Source organism: Pseudomonas sp. (genome assembly GCF_035277045.1).
Lineage (GTDB): Bacteria > Pseudomonadota > Gammaproteobacteria > Pseudomonadales > Pseudomonadaceae > Aquipseudomonas.
On the sequence record NZ_DATELE010000276.1, the window covers coordinates 260,491 to 274,069 of the forward strand.

Consider the following 13,579-nt stretch of genomic DNA (forward strand, 5'->3'; position numbering starts at 1 on the left):
GTCAGCGCGTGATCATCGGCAGGTCCAGGCCCTGCTCCCTGGCGCAGTCGATGGCGTCCTGATAGCCGGCGTCGGCATGCCGCATCACCCCAGTGGCCGGATCATTGGTCAGCACGCGGGCGATGCGCTCGGCGGCCTCATCGCTGCCGTCGCAGACGATGACCATGCCGGCGTGCTGGGAGAACCCCATGCCCACCCCGCCGCCATGGTGAAGCGATACCCAGGTCGCGCCGCTGGCGGTGTTGAGCAGCGCGTTGAGCAGCGGCCAGTCGGACACCGCGTCGGAGCCGTCCCGCATCGACTCGGTCTCACGGTTGGGGCTGGCGACCGAGCCGGAATCCAGGTGGTCGCGGCCAATCACGATCGGTGCCGACAGCTCGCCGCTGCGCACCATTTCATTGAACGCCAGGCCCAGCCGGGCGCGCTGCCCGAGGCCGACCCAGCAGATGCGTGCCGGCAAGCCCTGGAAGCTGATGCGCTCGCGGGCCATGTCCAGCCAGTTGTGCAGGTGCGCATCGCCGGGGATCAGTTCCTTGACCTTGGCGTCGGTCTTGTAGATGTCCTCGGCATCGCCCGAGAGCGCCACCCAGCGGAACGGGCCGATGCCACGGCAGAACAGCGGGCGGATGTAGGCTGGTACGAATCCTGGGAAGTCGAAGGCATTGCCCACGCCCTCCTCCTTGGCCATCTGGCGAATGTTGTTGCCGTAGTCGAAGGTCGGGATACCCTGTTTCTGGAAGTCGAGCATGGCCTGCACGTGCACCGCCATCGACTGCCTGGCCGCCTTGACCACGGCGGCCGGATCGGTCTGCGCACGGTCGCGGTACTGCGACCAGGTCCAGCCGGCGGGCAGGTAGCCGTTGAGCGGGTCGTGGGCACTGGTCTGGTCGGTGACCAGGTCCGGTCGCACACCGCGCCTGACCAGCTCAGGCAGGATTTCGGCGGCGTTGCCATGCAGGGCGATGGAGATCGCCTTGCCCTCGGCCGTGTACCGGGTGATGCGCGCCAACGCGTCATCCAGATCGCGGGCCTGCTCGTCGACGTAGCGGGTATCCAGACGAAAATCGATCCGGCTCTGCTGGCATTCGATGTTCAGCGAGCACGCGCCGGCCAGGGTCGCGGCGAGAGGCTGGGCGCCCCCCATTCCCCCCAGGCCCGCGGTCAGCACCCATTTGCCCTTGAGGCTGCCGGCATAGTGCTGTCGGCCGGCCTCGACGAAGGTTTCATAGGTGCCCTGGACAATCCCCTGGCTGCCGATGTAGATCCAGCTGCCAGCGGTCATCTGGCCGTACATGGCCAGTCCCTTGGCATCGAGTTCGTTGAAGTGCTCCCAGCTGGACCAGTGCGGCACCAGGTTGGAGTTGGCGATCAGCACGCGCGGTGCGTTGGGATGGGTCTTGAACACGCCGACCGGCTTGCCCGATTGCACCAGCAGGGTTTCGTCGTCGCCGAGCCGGGTCAGGGACTCGACGATCCGGTCGTAGCATTCCCAGTTGCGCGCGGCGCGGCCGATGCCGCCATAGACCACCAGTTCCTTGGGGTTCTCGGCGACCTGCGGGTCGAGGTTGTTCATCAGCATGCGCAGCGGCGCTTCGGTCAACCAGCTCCTGGCGGTCAGCCTGGTGCCACGCGGCGCACGGATTTCGACGTCACGGTATTTGTTGTTGTCGGTCACGCGAATGTCCTCAGCGAACGAGTCGATGAGGTAATACAAGCACAGCGGTACTTGTATGTACAAGTACAGATTACCGTATTATTTGCTGAAGCGCCCTTCCAGCCGATGCCTGGAGCCCGGGTGGATGAGCCGCGCGGCAGTGACTGGCTGACGCCCGGACCAGGTACGCCGGCGGATAAGCAGGCAGGGTTCGCCCCGCTCGATCTGCAGCAGGTGGCATTCATCCGCCTCGGCCAAGATTGCCTCGACCACATGCTCGCCCTCGGTCAGCGGTGCGACCTGGGTCAGGTACGCATAAGGCGTCTGCCGGGTGAAGTCCTGCTTGAGGTAATCAGGAGCGGCCTGGGCGTTGACGTAGCGGTCTTCGATCTGCACCGGCACGCCGTTCTCGAAGTGCACGATCAGCGAATGGAACACCCGCTGGCCTTCACGCATGTCCAAGGCCAGCGCGCGCTCGGACCCGGCGGCCTCCTCGGCAAGAACAATGACCTGGCAGCTGTGCGCATGCCCGCGCGCGGCGATCTCGTCGGCGATATTGTGAACCTCGAACAGCGCCGAGCGCCCCTTGGGCTCGGCGACGAAGGTGCCAACGCCCTGCATGCGCACCAGCAGCCCTTCGGCGGTGAGCTCGCGCAGGGCGCGGTTGATGGTCATGCGGCTGAAGCCCAGCTGACTGACCAGCTCGCTTTCCGAAGGCACGCGGTGATGCGGCGGCCAGCTGCCGTTTTCGATGTGCTGGGCAATCATCTGCTTGACCCGGGCATAGAGCGGCGCCGGCCCCTCGCCCGAGGGGGCGGCCAGCGCGGAGACAGGGGGTGTCGGCACGGTGTGTAGTCCTTTGATGGTTTGAATGAACCGTAGCTTGCCGAAATTTACCGGCCCCACAAACACCTGTATATGTATAGACAACCTGACAGGAACCAGGACTATCGTGATGCGTGCTTTCTTTACCGAACGCGCCCTGCTGCCTACAGGCTGGGCTGCCAACGTCCGACTCGAGATCGCCGCCGATGGCACCCTGGCCACGATCACTGCCCAAGGCTCGCCACATGGCGCCGAACGCCTCGGCGGGCCTCTGCTGCCGGGCATGCCGAACGTGCACTCGCATGCGTTCCAGCGCGTGATGGCCGGGCTGACCGAGGCCGCAGGCGATCCTGATGACAGCTTCTGGACCTGGCGCGAGCTGATGTACCGCCTGGTCGGCAGGATCACCCCCGGGCAGCTGCAGGTGATCGCCCGCCAGGTGTACATCGAGATGCTCAAGGCCGGCTATACCTCGGTCGCCGAGTTTCACTACGTCCATCACCAGCATGACGGCCGCGCCTACGCCGACCCGGCCGAGCTGTCGCGGCGCATCAGCGCGGCGGCCAGCGCCAGCGGCATCGGCCTCACCTTGTTGCCGGTGCTGTACAGCCATGCCGGTTTCGGCGGCCAGCCGCCCAGCGAAGGCCAGCGGCGTTTCATCAACGGCAGCGAGCAGTATCTGCGTTTGCAGGACAGGCTTGCCCCGCTGCTCGCGGTGGAACCGGCCCAGCGGCTGGGGGTGTGCTTTCATTCCCTGCGGGCGGTCACGCCCGCGCAGATCGGCGACGTGCTGGCCACCATCGGCGTGGACTGTCCGGTGCATATCCACATTGCCGAGCAACAGCAGGAAGTCGATGACTGCCTGGCCTGGAGCGGCCTGCGCCCGCTGCAGTGGCTGCATGAGCACGTCGAGGTGGACCGGCGTTGGTGCCTTGTGCACGCCACCCATGCGCAGGCCGATGAAGTCGGCGCCATCGCGCGAAGCGGCGCGGTCGTCGGATTGTGCCCCACCACCGAAGCCAACCTGGGCGACGGGATCTTTCCGGCGGTGGCGTACCTGGCCCAGGGCGGGCGGCTGGGCATCGGCTCGGACAGCCACGTGTCACTGAGCGTGGCCGAGGAGTTGCGCTGGCTGGAGTATGGCCAGCGCTTGCGTGACCAGCGGCGCAACCGGCTGTACCGCAGCGACCAGCCAGTGGTCGGCCGCACGCTGTTCGATGCCGCCGTCAGCGGCGGCGCCCAGGCGCTGGGCCAGCCGGTGGGCGAGCTGGCGCTGGGCAAGCGCGCGGACTGGTTGGTGCTCGATGGCAATGATCCCTACCTGGCGACAGCCACTGGCGATGGCATCCTCAACCGGTGGGTGTTTGCCGGAGTCGATCGCCAGGTGCGCGATGTGATGGTCAACGGGCAGTGGGTGGTGCGCCAGGGCAGGCATGCGGATGAGGAAGAAAGCGCGCAGGCATTTGCGCAGGCGTTACGGGAGTTGCTTGCCTGAAAATCCAGCTGGCAGCCTGTGGGAAATTCCATGATCCAGTGCAAGCCTCCTGGACCCGTAACCGTACTGGCCTTACCGCTCCCGCGCGATATCCCGGTCCGACACCCGCCACACCAGCCGCGAGGTGTCATAGCCTTGCTGGCGTGCCTTGGCCAGCAGGTGCTCGCGCACCACGGCCGTCACCGTGGGCGTACGCGAGAGCAGCCACAGGTGCTTGCGGTCGGGATTGCCGACCAGCGCCGTCTGGTAACGATCATCCACGTACAGCACCCAGTATTCGCCTTTGCTCATGCCTGGCATCAGGCGGGTGAACCAGTTGTCGAACTCGACCCACAGTTTGTCGGCATGACCCGGCTCCTGGGGCCAGGCATTGCCCTGCGCGCGCAGCCACTCGCCGTCCAGGGTGCGGCAGCGGTTGAGCACTCCCAGCGAGCCATCGGGCTTGACGTTGTAGTGCGCCTCGGACTGGGCGCAGTCGTTCTGGAAGTACATCGGCAGGTGCGCTTGCTCGAACCATTTGCCCTGGTAGCGCTTGAGGTTGATTTCGCCCGCCGTCTTCGGCGCCAGCGCATCGCCGCCAGGCGTGGCGCAGCCGCCCAGCAGCAGCGCGCCGCTCAGGCCCAGCAGCAGGGCCAGACGCTTCATTTGAGGCCCTGCCCGGAATACAGCAGCACCTGGTCGGCCGCGAACTGGACGCTGATGAAGCTCTTCTCGTCGCCCCAGGTGCAGCTGCTCATGCCCAACGCACCCGAACATTCGGTGGGCGCACCGAGTAGCTGCTCGACCTGGGCCTTGGTCATGCCGGACTTGAGCTTGGAATAGTTCTCCTGGTTGATCTTGCTGCACGCAGTCAGAACAACGCACAAGGACAACAAGGCGAGGGATCGCAACGACATGAGGGGTCACTCCTGGGGCTGAAAACTCAGGCGTAGACGCCTGCAGAGCCGTTGGAGGGGAAAAAGGCTCCCAGGTTCCCGGCGGGACACGCTTTTTCTCGGAAACCGGAAACGAAAACGGGGCAATCCGCAGGCGCGGTCAAGCGCCCCGAATTGCCCCGCATTCAGTTCAACGCGTCAGAAGCGCGAACCTGGCTCCAGCAGGAAGTCCATCTCTTCATCGGTACTCGGGCGGTCCAGCAGCAGGTTGCGCTGCGGGAAGCGGCCAAAGCGCTCGATCACCCGCTGGTGCTGCTCGGCGTAGTCGAGAAACCCTTCGAACAGCCGGCGGTTGAACTCAGGCTGCTCGTCCAGCAGGACCTGGTACCGCTCGACGCACAGGTTCTGCCAGTCCAGCACCTCGGCATGCTCGAGCACCAGCAGGATGAACACCCGCTGGATCGGCAGCAACTGGAAATCCCAGTCTTTCTGCAGCCCTTGCATGGCCACTACCTGGGCACGCCGGTCGCCCTCGAAGGCGCGTGATGTGTCGCGGTGGATCATGCGCGGCAGCTGGTCCAGCAGCAGGATCAGGCCCAGCCAGCCCTGCGGGCTCTGCTGCCACTCATCCAGGCCGCCGGCCAGCGCCTGCTCGACCAGTTCGCCGAAAAGCGCCTGCGCTTCGGCGTCGTGCTGCTTGCCGAACCACAAGGTACTTTTTTCGTCGGTCACGGCCTGGGCACTGGTGCCCCAACCGAACCACCACTCAAGCAACGGCTGCCAAGGTGCGAGCATGGCTTACTCCTTGTGATACGCAGTGACGCGCTCGACCTCTTCCTTCGAGCCCAGGATCACCGACACGCGCTGGTGCAGGCTGTCTGGCTGGATGTCGAGGATGCGCTGGTTGCCGTCGGTGGAGGCACCGCCGGCCTGCTCGATGATGAACGACATCGGGTTGGCTTCGTACATCAGGCGCAGCTTGCCTGGCTTGGACGGGTCACGGGCATCGCGCGGGTACATGAACAGGCCGCCGCGGGTCAGGATGCGGTGCACGTCGGCCACCATCGAGGCGATCCAGCGCATGTTGTAGTTCTTTTTCAGCGGGCCGGTCTCGCCTGCCAGCAGCTCGCTCACGTAGCGCTGCACCGGGGCTTCCCAGTGACGCTGGTTGGACATGTTGATGGCGAACTCGGCGGTGGTTTCCGGTACCTGGATGTTCTCGTGGGTGAGCACGAAGCTGCCCAGCTCGCGGTCCAGGGTGAAGCCCTTGACGCCGTTGCCCAGGGTCAGGATCAGCATGGTCTGCGGGCCATAGATCGCATAGCCGGCGGCGACCTGCTGGGTACCCGGCTGGTGGAAGGCCTTCTCATCCAGGCTTTCGTTCTGGCTCAGGTACTCGTTAGGGCAGCGCAGCACCGAGAAGATGGTGCCGACCGAGACGTTGACGTCGATGTTCGACGAGCCGTCGAGCGGGTCGAAGACCAGCAGATAGGCACCCTTGGGGTACTTGCCCGGGATCTGGTAGGCGTTGTCCATTTCCTCGGAAGCCATGCCGGCCAGGTGGCCGCCCCATTCGTTGGCTTCGAGCAGGATTTCGTTGGAGATCACGTCGAGCTTCTTCTGCACTTCGCCCTGCACGTTCTCGGTGCCCATGCTGCCGAGGACACCACCCAGCGCGCCTTTGGAGACGTTGTGGCTGATTTCCTTGCACGCACGCGCCACCACTTCGATCAGGAAACGCAGATCGGCAGGGGTGTTGTTGCTACGGGTCTGCTCAATCAAATAGCGACTCAGGGTAACGCGGGACATGTATGGCTCCGAAGGCATGGGGGAGGAAAAACCCCCGCAGTTTACAGGGAGTGTCGCAGGCTAGCGAGCAAAGAGACTCGCCTGGCCGATCAGACGGCCAGATGGGTCTTTGGTTCAGGGCCGGCGATCTGCCGGCATCGCGGCGCGCCCTTCGCTGCGGTTCGGCGTTCCGACAAGCCAGCGAAAGGCGCGCCACTGACTCAAGGTCTAGTCCAAAGCTTTCCAGATGTCATTGGCATACTCGCGAATGGTCCGGTCCGATGAGAACCAGCCCATGTTCGCGGTGTTGATCACCGCCATGCGCCACCATGCTTCGGTGTCATGCCACAGGTCCTCGACCCGTTGCTGGGCATCCCAGTACGCATCGAAGTCCGCGCACACCAGGAAGCGGTCGTGCGCCACCAGCGAGTCGATCAGGCCGGTATAGCGCGCCGGATCATCTGGCGAGAACACCCCGCCACGGATCGCTTGCAGCACGTCGTTGAGCCGGTGCGAGGCACTGACCGCCGCGCTGGCGCCAAAGTCGCCACTGCGCCGGCGCGATTCCACCTGCTGGGCGGTCAGGCCGAAGATGAACATGTTGTCCACGCCCACCTGCTCGCTCATCTCGACGTTGGCGCCATCGAGCGTGCCAATGGTCAGCGCGCCATTGAGGCCGAACTTCATGTTGCTGGTGCCCGACGCCTCGTACCCCGCCGTGGAGATCTGCTCCGAGAGATCCGCCGCCGGGATGATGCTTTCGGCCAGGCTCACGTTGTAGTTGGGCAGGAACACCACCTTGAGCAAACCGCGCACGGTCGGGTCGTTGTTCACCACCCGGGCGATGTCGTTGGACAGCTTGATGATCAGCTTGGCCTGGTGATAGCTGGCGGCCGCCTTGCCGGCGAAGAGCTTCACGCGCGGTACCCAGTTGGTGCCCGGCTCGGCGCGAATGGCCTGGTACAGGGCCACGGTGTGCAGCAGGTTCAGCAACTGGCGCTTGTACTCGTGGATGCGCTTGACCTGCACGTCGAACATCGCTTCGGGATTGACCGTGACGCCCAGGCGTTCCTGGATGATGCTCGCCAGGGCACGCTTGCTGTGCAACCGCTGGGCGGCGAACTGCCTACGGAAGTCACGGCTCTCGGCGAAGGGCGCAAGACGGGGCAACTGGCCCTGCGGGTCATCCAGCACTTCGGCGCCCAGAGCGTCGACCAGCATGCCGGTCAGTGTCGGGTTGGCCTGGTACAACCAGCGGCGGAAGGTGACGCCGTTGGTCTTGTTGTTGATCCGCTGCGGGTAGAGCTTGTGCAGTTCGCTGAACACGGTGTTGCGCATCAGCCGGGTGTGCAGCGCCGAGACACCGTTGACACTGTGCGAGCCCAGGAACGCCAGGTTGCCCATGCGTACCCGCCGGCCGTTGTCTTCCTCGATCAGCGACACCGCGCGCAGCACGTCGAAATCGTGGATGCCCTTGGCACGCATGGCGTCGATGTGGAAGGCGTTGATCAGGTAGATGATCTGCATGTGCCGCGGCAGCATGCGCTCCATCAGACCGACCGGCCAGGTCTCCAGCGCCTCGGGCAGCAAGGTGTGGTTGGTGTAGGCCAGGGTGTTGACGGTCAGCTCCCAGGCGGTGTCCCACGGGATCTCGTGCTGGTCGACCAGCAGGCGCATCAGTTCGGCGACCGCGATCGAGGGGTGCGTGTCATTGAGCTGGATGGCCGCCTGGTCGGGCAGGTTGAGCAGCGAGTCATGCATGTTCAGGTGGCGGCGCAGCAGGTCTTGCAGCGAAGCCGAGACAAAGAAGTATTCCTGACGCAGGCGCAGCTCCTGGCCGGCTTCGGTGCTGTCCGCCGGGTACAGGACCCGCGAGATGCTCTCGGCACGGGCCACTTCCGCCACGGCGCCCAGGTGGTCACCGGCGTTGAATCGCTCGAGGTGCAGCTCTTCGAGGGCTCGGGCCCGCCACAGCCGCAGGGTATTGACGCTGGCGCCGCGCCAGCCGACCACCGGGGTATCGTAGGCCACCGCCCGCACCGTCTCGCCGGGCCACCAGACCTGGCGCTGGTTGCCGTTGCCGTCGTCCACGGTCTCGACGCTGCCGCCAAAGCTGATCGGGTAGATCACCTCGGCGCGCTCGAACTCCCAGGGGTTGCCGAAATCGAGCCAGTTCTCGGTCTGCTCCTGCTGCCAGCCATCGACCACCGCCTGGCGGAACAGGCCGTGCTCATAGCGGATACCGTAGCCATGGGCGGCGATGCCCAAGGTCGACATGCTCTCCATGAAGCATGCGGCCAGACGCCCCAGGCCACCGTTGCCCAGGGCGGCGTCGGGCTCGAGCAGACGGATGCGGTCAAGGTCGACGTCAAGCCCGACCATGGCCTCGCGGGCGATGTCCAGCAAGCCCAGGTTGCTCAGACTGTCGTAGAGCAGGCGGCCGATCAGGAATTCCAGCGAGAGGTAATAGACGCGCTTCTGGCTCTTGCGATAAACCTGGCGGGTGTGGTCCATCCAGTGCTCGACCATATGGTCGCGTGCGGCCAGGGCAACGGCTTCGAACCAGTCATGCTCGAAGGCGTGCTCGGGGTCCTTGCCCACGGAGTAGGTCAGCTTGGCCAGTACGGCGGCGCGGAATTCGGCCACTTCGACTTCACGGGCGGTGGGTTCCTGAGACATGCGCAGTCCTCGGGTGTACTTGAGCGGATGGAAGAGTTCAGCCTAGACGCTTCGACACAGAGCGACAGCCTGCGTTCGGGGAATTATTGGCTGACAGACGAAACCGGCGAAAGGTTGTTCACAAATTGAGCAACTCCGGTATCATCGCGCGCCCATCTGACCGTCGCTAGCCTTATATAAATGAAAACCACCCTGATCGCCGCCGCCGAAGTTGACCGCCTGGACACCTGGCAACGCTATGCCAGCCACATGTGCGGAGGCTGCCACTCGACCTGCTGCACCTTGCCGGTCGAGGTCAAGATCAAGGACTTGATCCGTATTGGCGTGGTGGATGATTTTGAAAAGGACGAGCCGCCGAAGAACATCGCCAAGCGCTTGCAGAAGGACGGCATCATCGAACGCTTCAACCAGAAGTCGGGGATCTTCACCCTGACGCGGATGAGCAACGACGACTGCCTGTACCTGGATCGCAAGAGCCGGCTGTGCACGATCTATGAGAAGCGGCCGGATACGTGCCGGAATCACCCACGCGTCGGGCCACGGCCTGGGTATTGCGCGTACAAGCCGAAGATGGCGGTGCGGTGACCCGGCGGGCCCCTTCGCGGGCAAGCCCGCTCCCACAGGTACAGCGCTGAGCCAAGGAGCAACGCTGTACCTGTGGGAGCGGGCTTGCCCGCGAAGGGGCCATCACTGACACCCCACAAACAAAAACGCCCCCGGTCTCTCGACCGGGGGCGTTTTTGTTCAGCCTAGGCTAGCGGATCAGGCCTTGGCTTTCTTGGCAGCGCGGGTACGCTCGCCTTCGTCCAGCAGCTTCTTGCGCAGGCGGATCGACTTCGGCGTGACTTCGCACAGCTCGTCGTCCTGGATGAATTCCAGGGCCTGTTCCAGGGTGAAGCGAACCGGCGGAACCAGGGCGATGGTCTCGTCCTTGCCCGAAGCACGCATGTTGTCGAGCTTCTTGCCTTTGGTCGGGTTCACGCCCAGGTCGTTGTCGCGGCTGTTCAGGCCGATGATCTGACCGTTGTAGATGTCCTGACCGTGCTCGATGAACAGCTTGCCACGCGCCTGCAGGGTCTCCAGCGAGTAGGTCAGCGCCTTGCCGGTCTCGACCGAAACCAGTACGCCGTTCTGACGGCCGGACATGTGGCCCGACTTCATGGTGTCGTAGCGATCGAAGATCGAGGTCAGGATGCCTGCGCCGTTGGTCAGGGTCAGGAACTGGTTACGGAAACCGATCAGACCACGGGCCGGAATGTTGTATTCCAGGCGTACACGGCCCTTGCCATCCGGCACCATGTTGGTCAGGTCGCCCTTACGCAGACCCATCTCTTCCATGACCTTGCCCTGCGAATCTTCAGGGATGTCGATGGTGACGTTCTCGAACGGTTCCTGCTTCACGCCACCCACTTCGCGGATGATCACTTCAGGACGGCCAACGGCCATCTCGAAGCCTTCGCGGCGCATGGTTTCGATCAGTACCGACAGGTGCAGCTCACCACGGCCGGAGACCTTGAACTTGTCAGCCGAGTCGCCTTCTTCAACGCGCAGTGCAACGTTGTACAGCAGCTCTTTGTCCAGACGCTCTTTGATGTTACGGCTGGTGACGAACTTGCCTTCCTTGCCGCAGAACGGCGAGTCGTTGACCTGGAAGGTCATCGAAACGGTCGGCTCGTCGACGGTCAGTGGCTTCATCGCTTCGACCGCGTCCGGGGAGCACAGGGTGTCGGAGATGAACAGCTCGTCGAAACCGCTGATGCAGACGATGTCGCCAGCCTGGGCTTCTTCGACGTCGACGCGGTGCAGGCCATGGTGGCCCATCAGCTTCAGGATACGGCCGTTGCGCTTCTTGCCTTCGGTGTCGATGGCGACGACCGGGGTGTTCGGCTTGACGCGGCCACGGGCGATACGGCCAACGCCGATCACACCCAGGAAGCTGTTGTAGTCCAGAGCGGAGATCTGCATCTGGAACGGACCTTCGCGGTCGACGGCCGGCGCAGGTACGTTGTCGATGATCGACTGGTACAGCGGGGTCATGTCTTCGGCCATGGCGGTGTGGTCGAGACCGGCGATGCCGTTCAGGGCCGAGGCGTAGACAACCTGGAAGTCCAGCTGGTCGTCGGTGGCGCCGAGGTTGTCGAACAGGTCGAAGATCTGGTCCAGAACCCAGTCAGGACGCGCGCCCGGACGGTCGACCTTGTTGATGACCACGATCGGCTTCAAGCCGGCTTCGAAAGCCTTCTTGGTCACGAAACGGGTTTGCGGCATAGGGCCGTCCTGGGCGTCGACCAGCAGCAGCACGGAGTCGACCATCGACATCACACGCTCCACCTCGCCACCGAAGTCGGCGTGGCCGGGGGTGTCGACGATGTTGATGTGGTAGCCGTTCCAGTTGATGGCGGTGTTTTTCGCCAGAATGGTAATACCGCGCTCTTTTTCCTGGTCGTTGGAGTCCATGACGCGCTCGTCGTTGAGCTCGTTACGCTCCAGGGTGCCGGACTGACGCAGGAGTTTGTCGACCAGGGTGGTTTTACCATGGTCAACGTGGGCGATGATGGCGATGTTACGCAGATTTTCGATCACAAATGTATCTCGATCAGAGGATTCGGTTTGCCGCCCATTCTAGGCGGCCAATATGAATGAACAAGGCTCAGCGGGCCCGTCGGTCGGGAGGGCGATGGCGGATACTGCCGCCATACAGCCCCGGCGTCTTATGTCGGACGATAAACACGCACATTGGCATGTCCCTCACTGAGCAGGTGATGCGCATGCAGCCGGCTCATCACACCCTTGTCGCAATACAGCAGGTACTGCCGGTTGCCATCGAGGTGCTTGAAGCGGCTGTTGAGCGCATAAAACGGCAAAACCTGCACCTCGACGCCATCGAGCACCAGCGGCTCGTCTTCCTGGGCATCGGGGTGGCGAATGTCGATGACGATCTGACCGGGCATGGCCTCGGCGACTTCCTCGACCTGGATATCCTGGCCCAGCTCATCGATCACATTGTCGATGGAGATGAAGCGGGCGCGCTCCAGGGCGCGCTCCAGCACGGCCATGTCGAACTTGTTCTCTTCCTGCGCGACGCGGTGCGGCTTGGCGCAGGTGGTCGGGTTCACCGAGATCACGCCGCAGTACTCGGGCATGTGCTTGGCGAACTCGGCGGTACCGATCTGGTACGCGGTGTCGATGATGTCCTGCTTGTGGCTGGCCAGCAGCGGGCGCAGGACCAGCTTGTCGGTGGCCTGGTCGATCACCGCGAGGTTGGGCAGGGTCTGGCTGGACACCTGGGAGATGGCCTCGCCGGTCACCAGGGCATCGATCTGCAGGCGTTCGGCGACCTTGGCCGAGGCGCGCAGCATCATGCGCTTGAGCGTGACGCCCATGTAACTGTTGTCGACCTTGCCGAGGATCTCGCCGAGCACTTCCTCGAACGGCACGCTGATGAACAGCACGCGCTGGCTGCTGCCGTACTTCTTCCACAGGTAGTGGGCCACTTCCATCACGCCCAGCTCGTGGGCACGGCCGCCCAGGTTGAAGAAGCAGAAGTGGGTCATCAGGCCACGGCGCATCATCTGGTAGGCGGCCACGGTGGAGTCGAAACCACCGGACATCAGTACCAGCGTCTGCTCCAGAGAGCCCAGCGGGTATCCGCCGATGCCCTGGTGCTGGTTATGGATGATGTACAGCCGCTGGTCGCGGATCTCGAGGCGTACCATGACTTCGGGGTTGCGCAGGTCGATACCCGCGGCACCGCACTGCTGGCGCAACTGGCTGCCGACGTAGCGGTCGACGTCCATCGAGCTGAAGTCGTGGTGGCCGCCGCGCTTGCAGCGAACCGCGAAGCGCTTGCCGGCCAGCAGGTGGCCGAAGTAGGCCTTGCACTTGGCGACGATGTCGTCGAAGTCGCCCAGCGGGTGCTCATCGACCTGCAGGAAGTGAACGATGCCTGGCATGCAGCGCAGGCGCTCGACCATCTCGCGCTGGACCTTTTCGTCTTCAACGCGGGTGACCACCTCGAGGTTGTCCCAGACGCCATCGACCTTCAGCTCCGGATCCAGGTCCTTGAGCACGACACGGATGTTCTTGCCCAATTGACGGATGAAGCGCTTGCGCACCGGCCGGCTCTTGATGGTGATTTCTGGAAAGACTTTGACGATTAGTTTCATGGTCTACAGCGCGCGAAGGGCCAGCTGAAAAAGAAGGGCGCGAATTATAGCGGAAATTGCTCAAGGTTTGAGCAACTTTTGTACAGAAGGTTTTGAC

11 protein-coding genes are annotated in these 13,579 nt (G+C 63.8%); 2 read left to right on the forward strand and 9 right to left on the reverse strand.

All coding sequences use genetic code 11. From position 1 onward, the window contains the following. Position 1: 1 nt before the first annotated feature. Together hutU and hutC are read right to left on the reverse strand one after the other, a co-directional pair. Positions 2 to 1,675, reverse strand: coding sequence for a urocanate hydratase (gene hutU / locus VJS90_RS17240; protein WP_324122852.1), 1,674 nt, complete (start codon positions 1,673 to 1,675; stop codon positions 2 to 4). A 78-nt stretch (positions 1,676 to 1,753) separates the two neighbouring features. After that, complete coding sequence (gene hutC, locus VJS90_RS17245; protein WP_324122853.1) at positions 1,754 to 2,500, reverse strand: histidine utilization repressor; 747 nt, start codon at positions 2,498 to 2,500, stop codon at positions 1,754 to 1,756. A 109-nt stretch (positions 2,501 to 2,609) separates the two neighbouring features. Between hutC and VJS90_RS17250 the strand changes: the two genes are divergently transcribed. Continuing rightward, on the forward strand, positions 2,610 to 3,974 hold the full coding sequence (locus VJS90_RS17250; RefSeq protein ID WP_324122854.1) for a formimidoylglutamate deiminase: 1,365 nt from the start codon (positions 2,610 to 2,612) through the stop codon (positions 3,972 to 3,974). 72 nt (positions 3,975 to 4,046) lie between these two features. On the opposite strand, the gene VJS90_RS17255 is transcribed toward VJS90_RS17250, so the two are convergent. From VJS90_RS17255 to VJS90_RS17275, 5 genes are all read right to left on the reverse strand, one after another. Beyond that, positions 4,047 to 4,619 carry a lipocalin family protein gene (locus VJS90_RS17255; RefSeq protein WP_324122855.1) on the reverse strand — a complete coding sequence of 191 codons (573 nt, stop codon included), beginning with the start codon at positions 4,617 to 4,619 and terminating at the stop codon, positions 4,047 to 4,049. Further along, positions 4,616 to 4,870: an outer membrane protein assembly factor BamE domain-containing protein gene (gene bamE / locus VJS90_RS17260; protein ID WP_324122856.1), complete on the reverse strand. Its 255-nt coding sequence runs from the start codon at positions 4,868 to 4,870 to the stop codon at positions 4,616 to 4,618. The genes VJS90_RS17255 and bamE overlap by 4 nt, the downstream gene beginning before the upstream one ends. A 177-nt stretch (positions 4,871 to 5,047) precedes the next feature. Next, the gene (locus VJS90_RS17265) at positions 5,048 to 5,644 is read right to left on the reverse strand and encodes a DUF924 family protein (RefSeq protein ID WP_324122857.1); all 597 of its coding nucleotides are present in this window, start codon (positions 5,642 to 5,644) and stop codon (positions 5,048 to 5,050) included. Between the two features lie 3 nt (positions 5,645 to 5,647). Beyond that, on the reverse strand, positions 5,648 to 6,658 hold the full coding sequence (locus VJS90_RS17270) for a class 1 fructose-bisphosphatase (protein WP_324122858.1): 1,011 nt from the start codon (positions 6,656 to 6,658) through the stop codon (positions 5,648 to 5,650). Between the two features lie 207 nt (positions 6,659 to 6,865). Beyond that, the gene (locus tag VJS90_RS17275) at positions 6,866 to 9,316 is read right to left on the reverse strand and encodes a glycogen/starch/alpha-glucan phosphorylase (RefSeq protein WP_324122859.1); all 2,451 of its coding nucleotides are present in this window, start codon (positions 9,314 to 9,316) and stop codon (positions 6,866 to 6,868) included. Between the two features lie 180 nt (positions 9,317 to 9,496). Here VJS90_RS17275 and VJS90_RS17280 point away from each other — a divergent pair, with 180 nt between their 5' ends. After that, complete coding sequence (locus VJS90_RS17280) at positions 9,497 to 9,901, forward strand: YkgJ family cysteine cluster protein (RefSeq protein WP_324122860.1); 405 nt, start codon at positions 9,497 to 9,499, stop codon at positions 9,899 to 9,901. 177 nt (positions 9,902 to 10,078) lie between these two features. Here the strand turns inward: VJS90_RS17280 and typA are convergent, their stop codons facing one another. Both typA and thiI read right to left on the reverse strand, forming a co-directional pair. Next, a complete protein-coding gene (typA, locus tag VJS90_RS17285; RefSeq protein WP_324122861.1) occupies positions 10,079 to 11,899 on the reverse strand; it encodes a translational GTPase TypA in 1,821 nt (606 codons plus the stop codon). A gap of 128 nt (positions 11,900 to 12,027) precedes the next feature. Then, positions 12,028 to 13,482, reverse strand: a complete 1,455-nt coding sequence (gene thiI / locus VJS90_RS17290; RefSeq protein WP_324122862.1) for a tRNA uracil 4-sulfurtransferase ThiI — start codon at positions 13,480 to 13,482, stop codon at positions 12,028 to 12,030. Between the last annotated feature and the right edge of the window lie 97 nt (positions 13,483 to 13,579).

Excerpts from the sequence above, each read along its gene's own strand:
- VJS90_RS17280 (WP_324122860.1), top strand. The coding sequence starts at position 9,497 with ATGAAAACCACCCTGATCGCCGCCGCCGAAGTTGACCGCCTGGACACC.
- bamE (WP_324122856.1), bottom strand. The coding sequence starts at position 4,870 with ATGTCGTTGCGATCCCTCGCCTTGTTGTCCTTGTGCGTTGTTCTGACT.
- VJS90_RS17265 (WP_324122857.1), bottom strand. The coding sequence starts at position 5,644 with ATGCTCGCACCTTGGCAGCCGTTGCTTGAGTGGTGGTTCGGTTGGGGC.
- VJS90_RS17255 (WP_324122855.1), bottom strand. The coding sequence starts at position 4,619 with ATGAAGCGTCTGGCCCTGCTGCTGGGCCTGAGCGGCGCGCTGCTGCTG.
- VJS90_RS17270 (WP_324122858.1), bottom strand. The coding sequence starts at position 6,658 with ATGTCCCGCGTTACCCTGAGTCGCTATTTGATTGAGCAGACCCGTAGC.
- VJS90_RS17250 (WP_324122854.1), top strand. The coding sequence starts at position 2,610 with ATGCGTGCTTTCTTTACCGAACGCGCCCTGCTGCCTACAGGCTGGGCT.
- VJS90_RS17275 (WP_324122859.1), bottom strand. The coding sequence starts at position 9,316 with ATGTCTCAGGAACCCACCGCCCGTGAAGTCGAAGTGGCCGAATTCCGC.
- thiI (WP_324122862.1), bottom strand. The coding sequence starts at position 13,482 with ATGAAACTAATCGTCAAAGTCTTTCCAGAAATCACCATCAAGAGCCGG.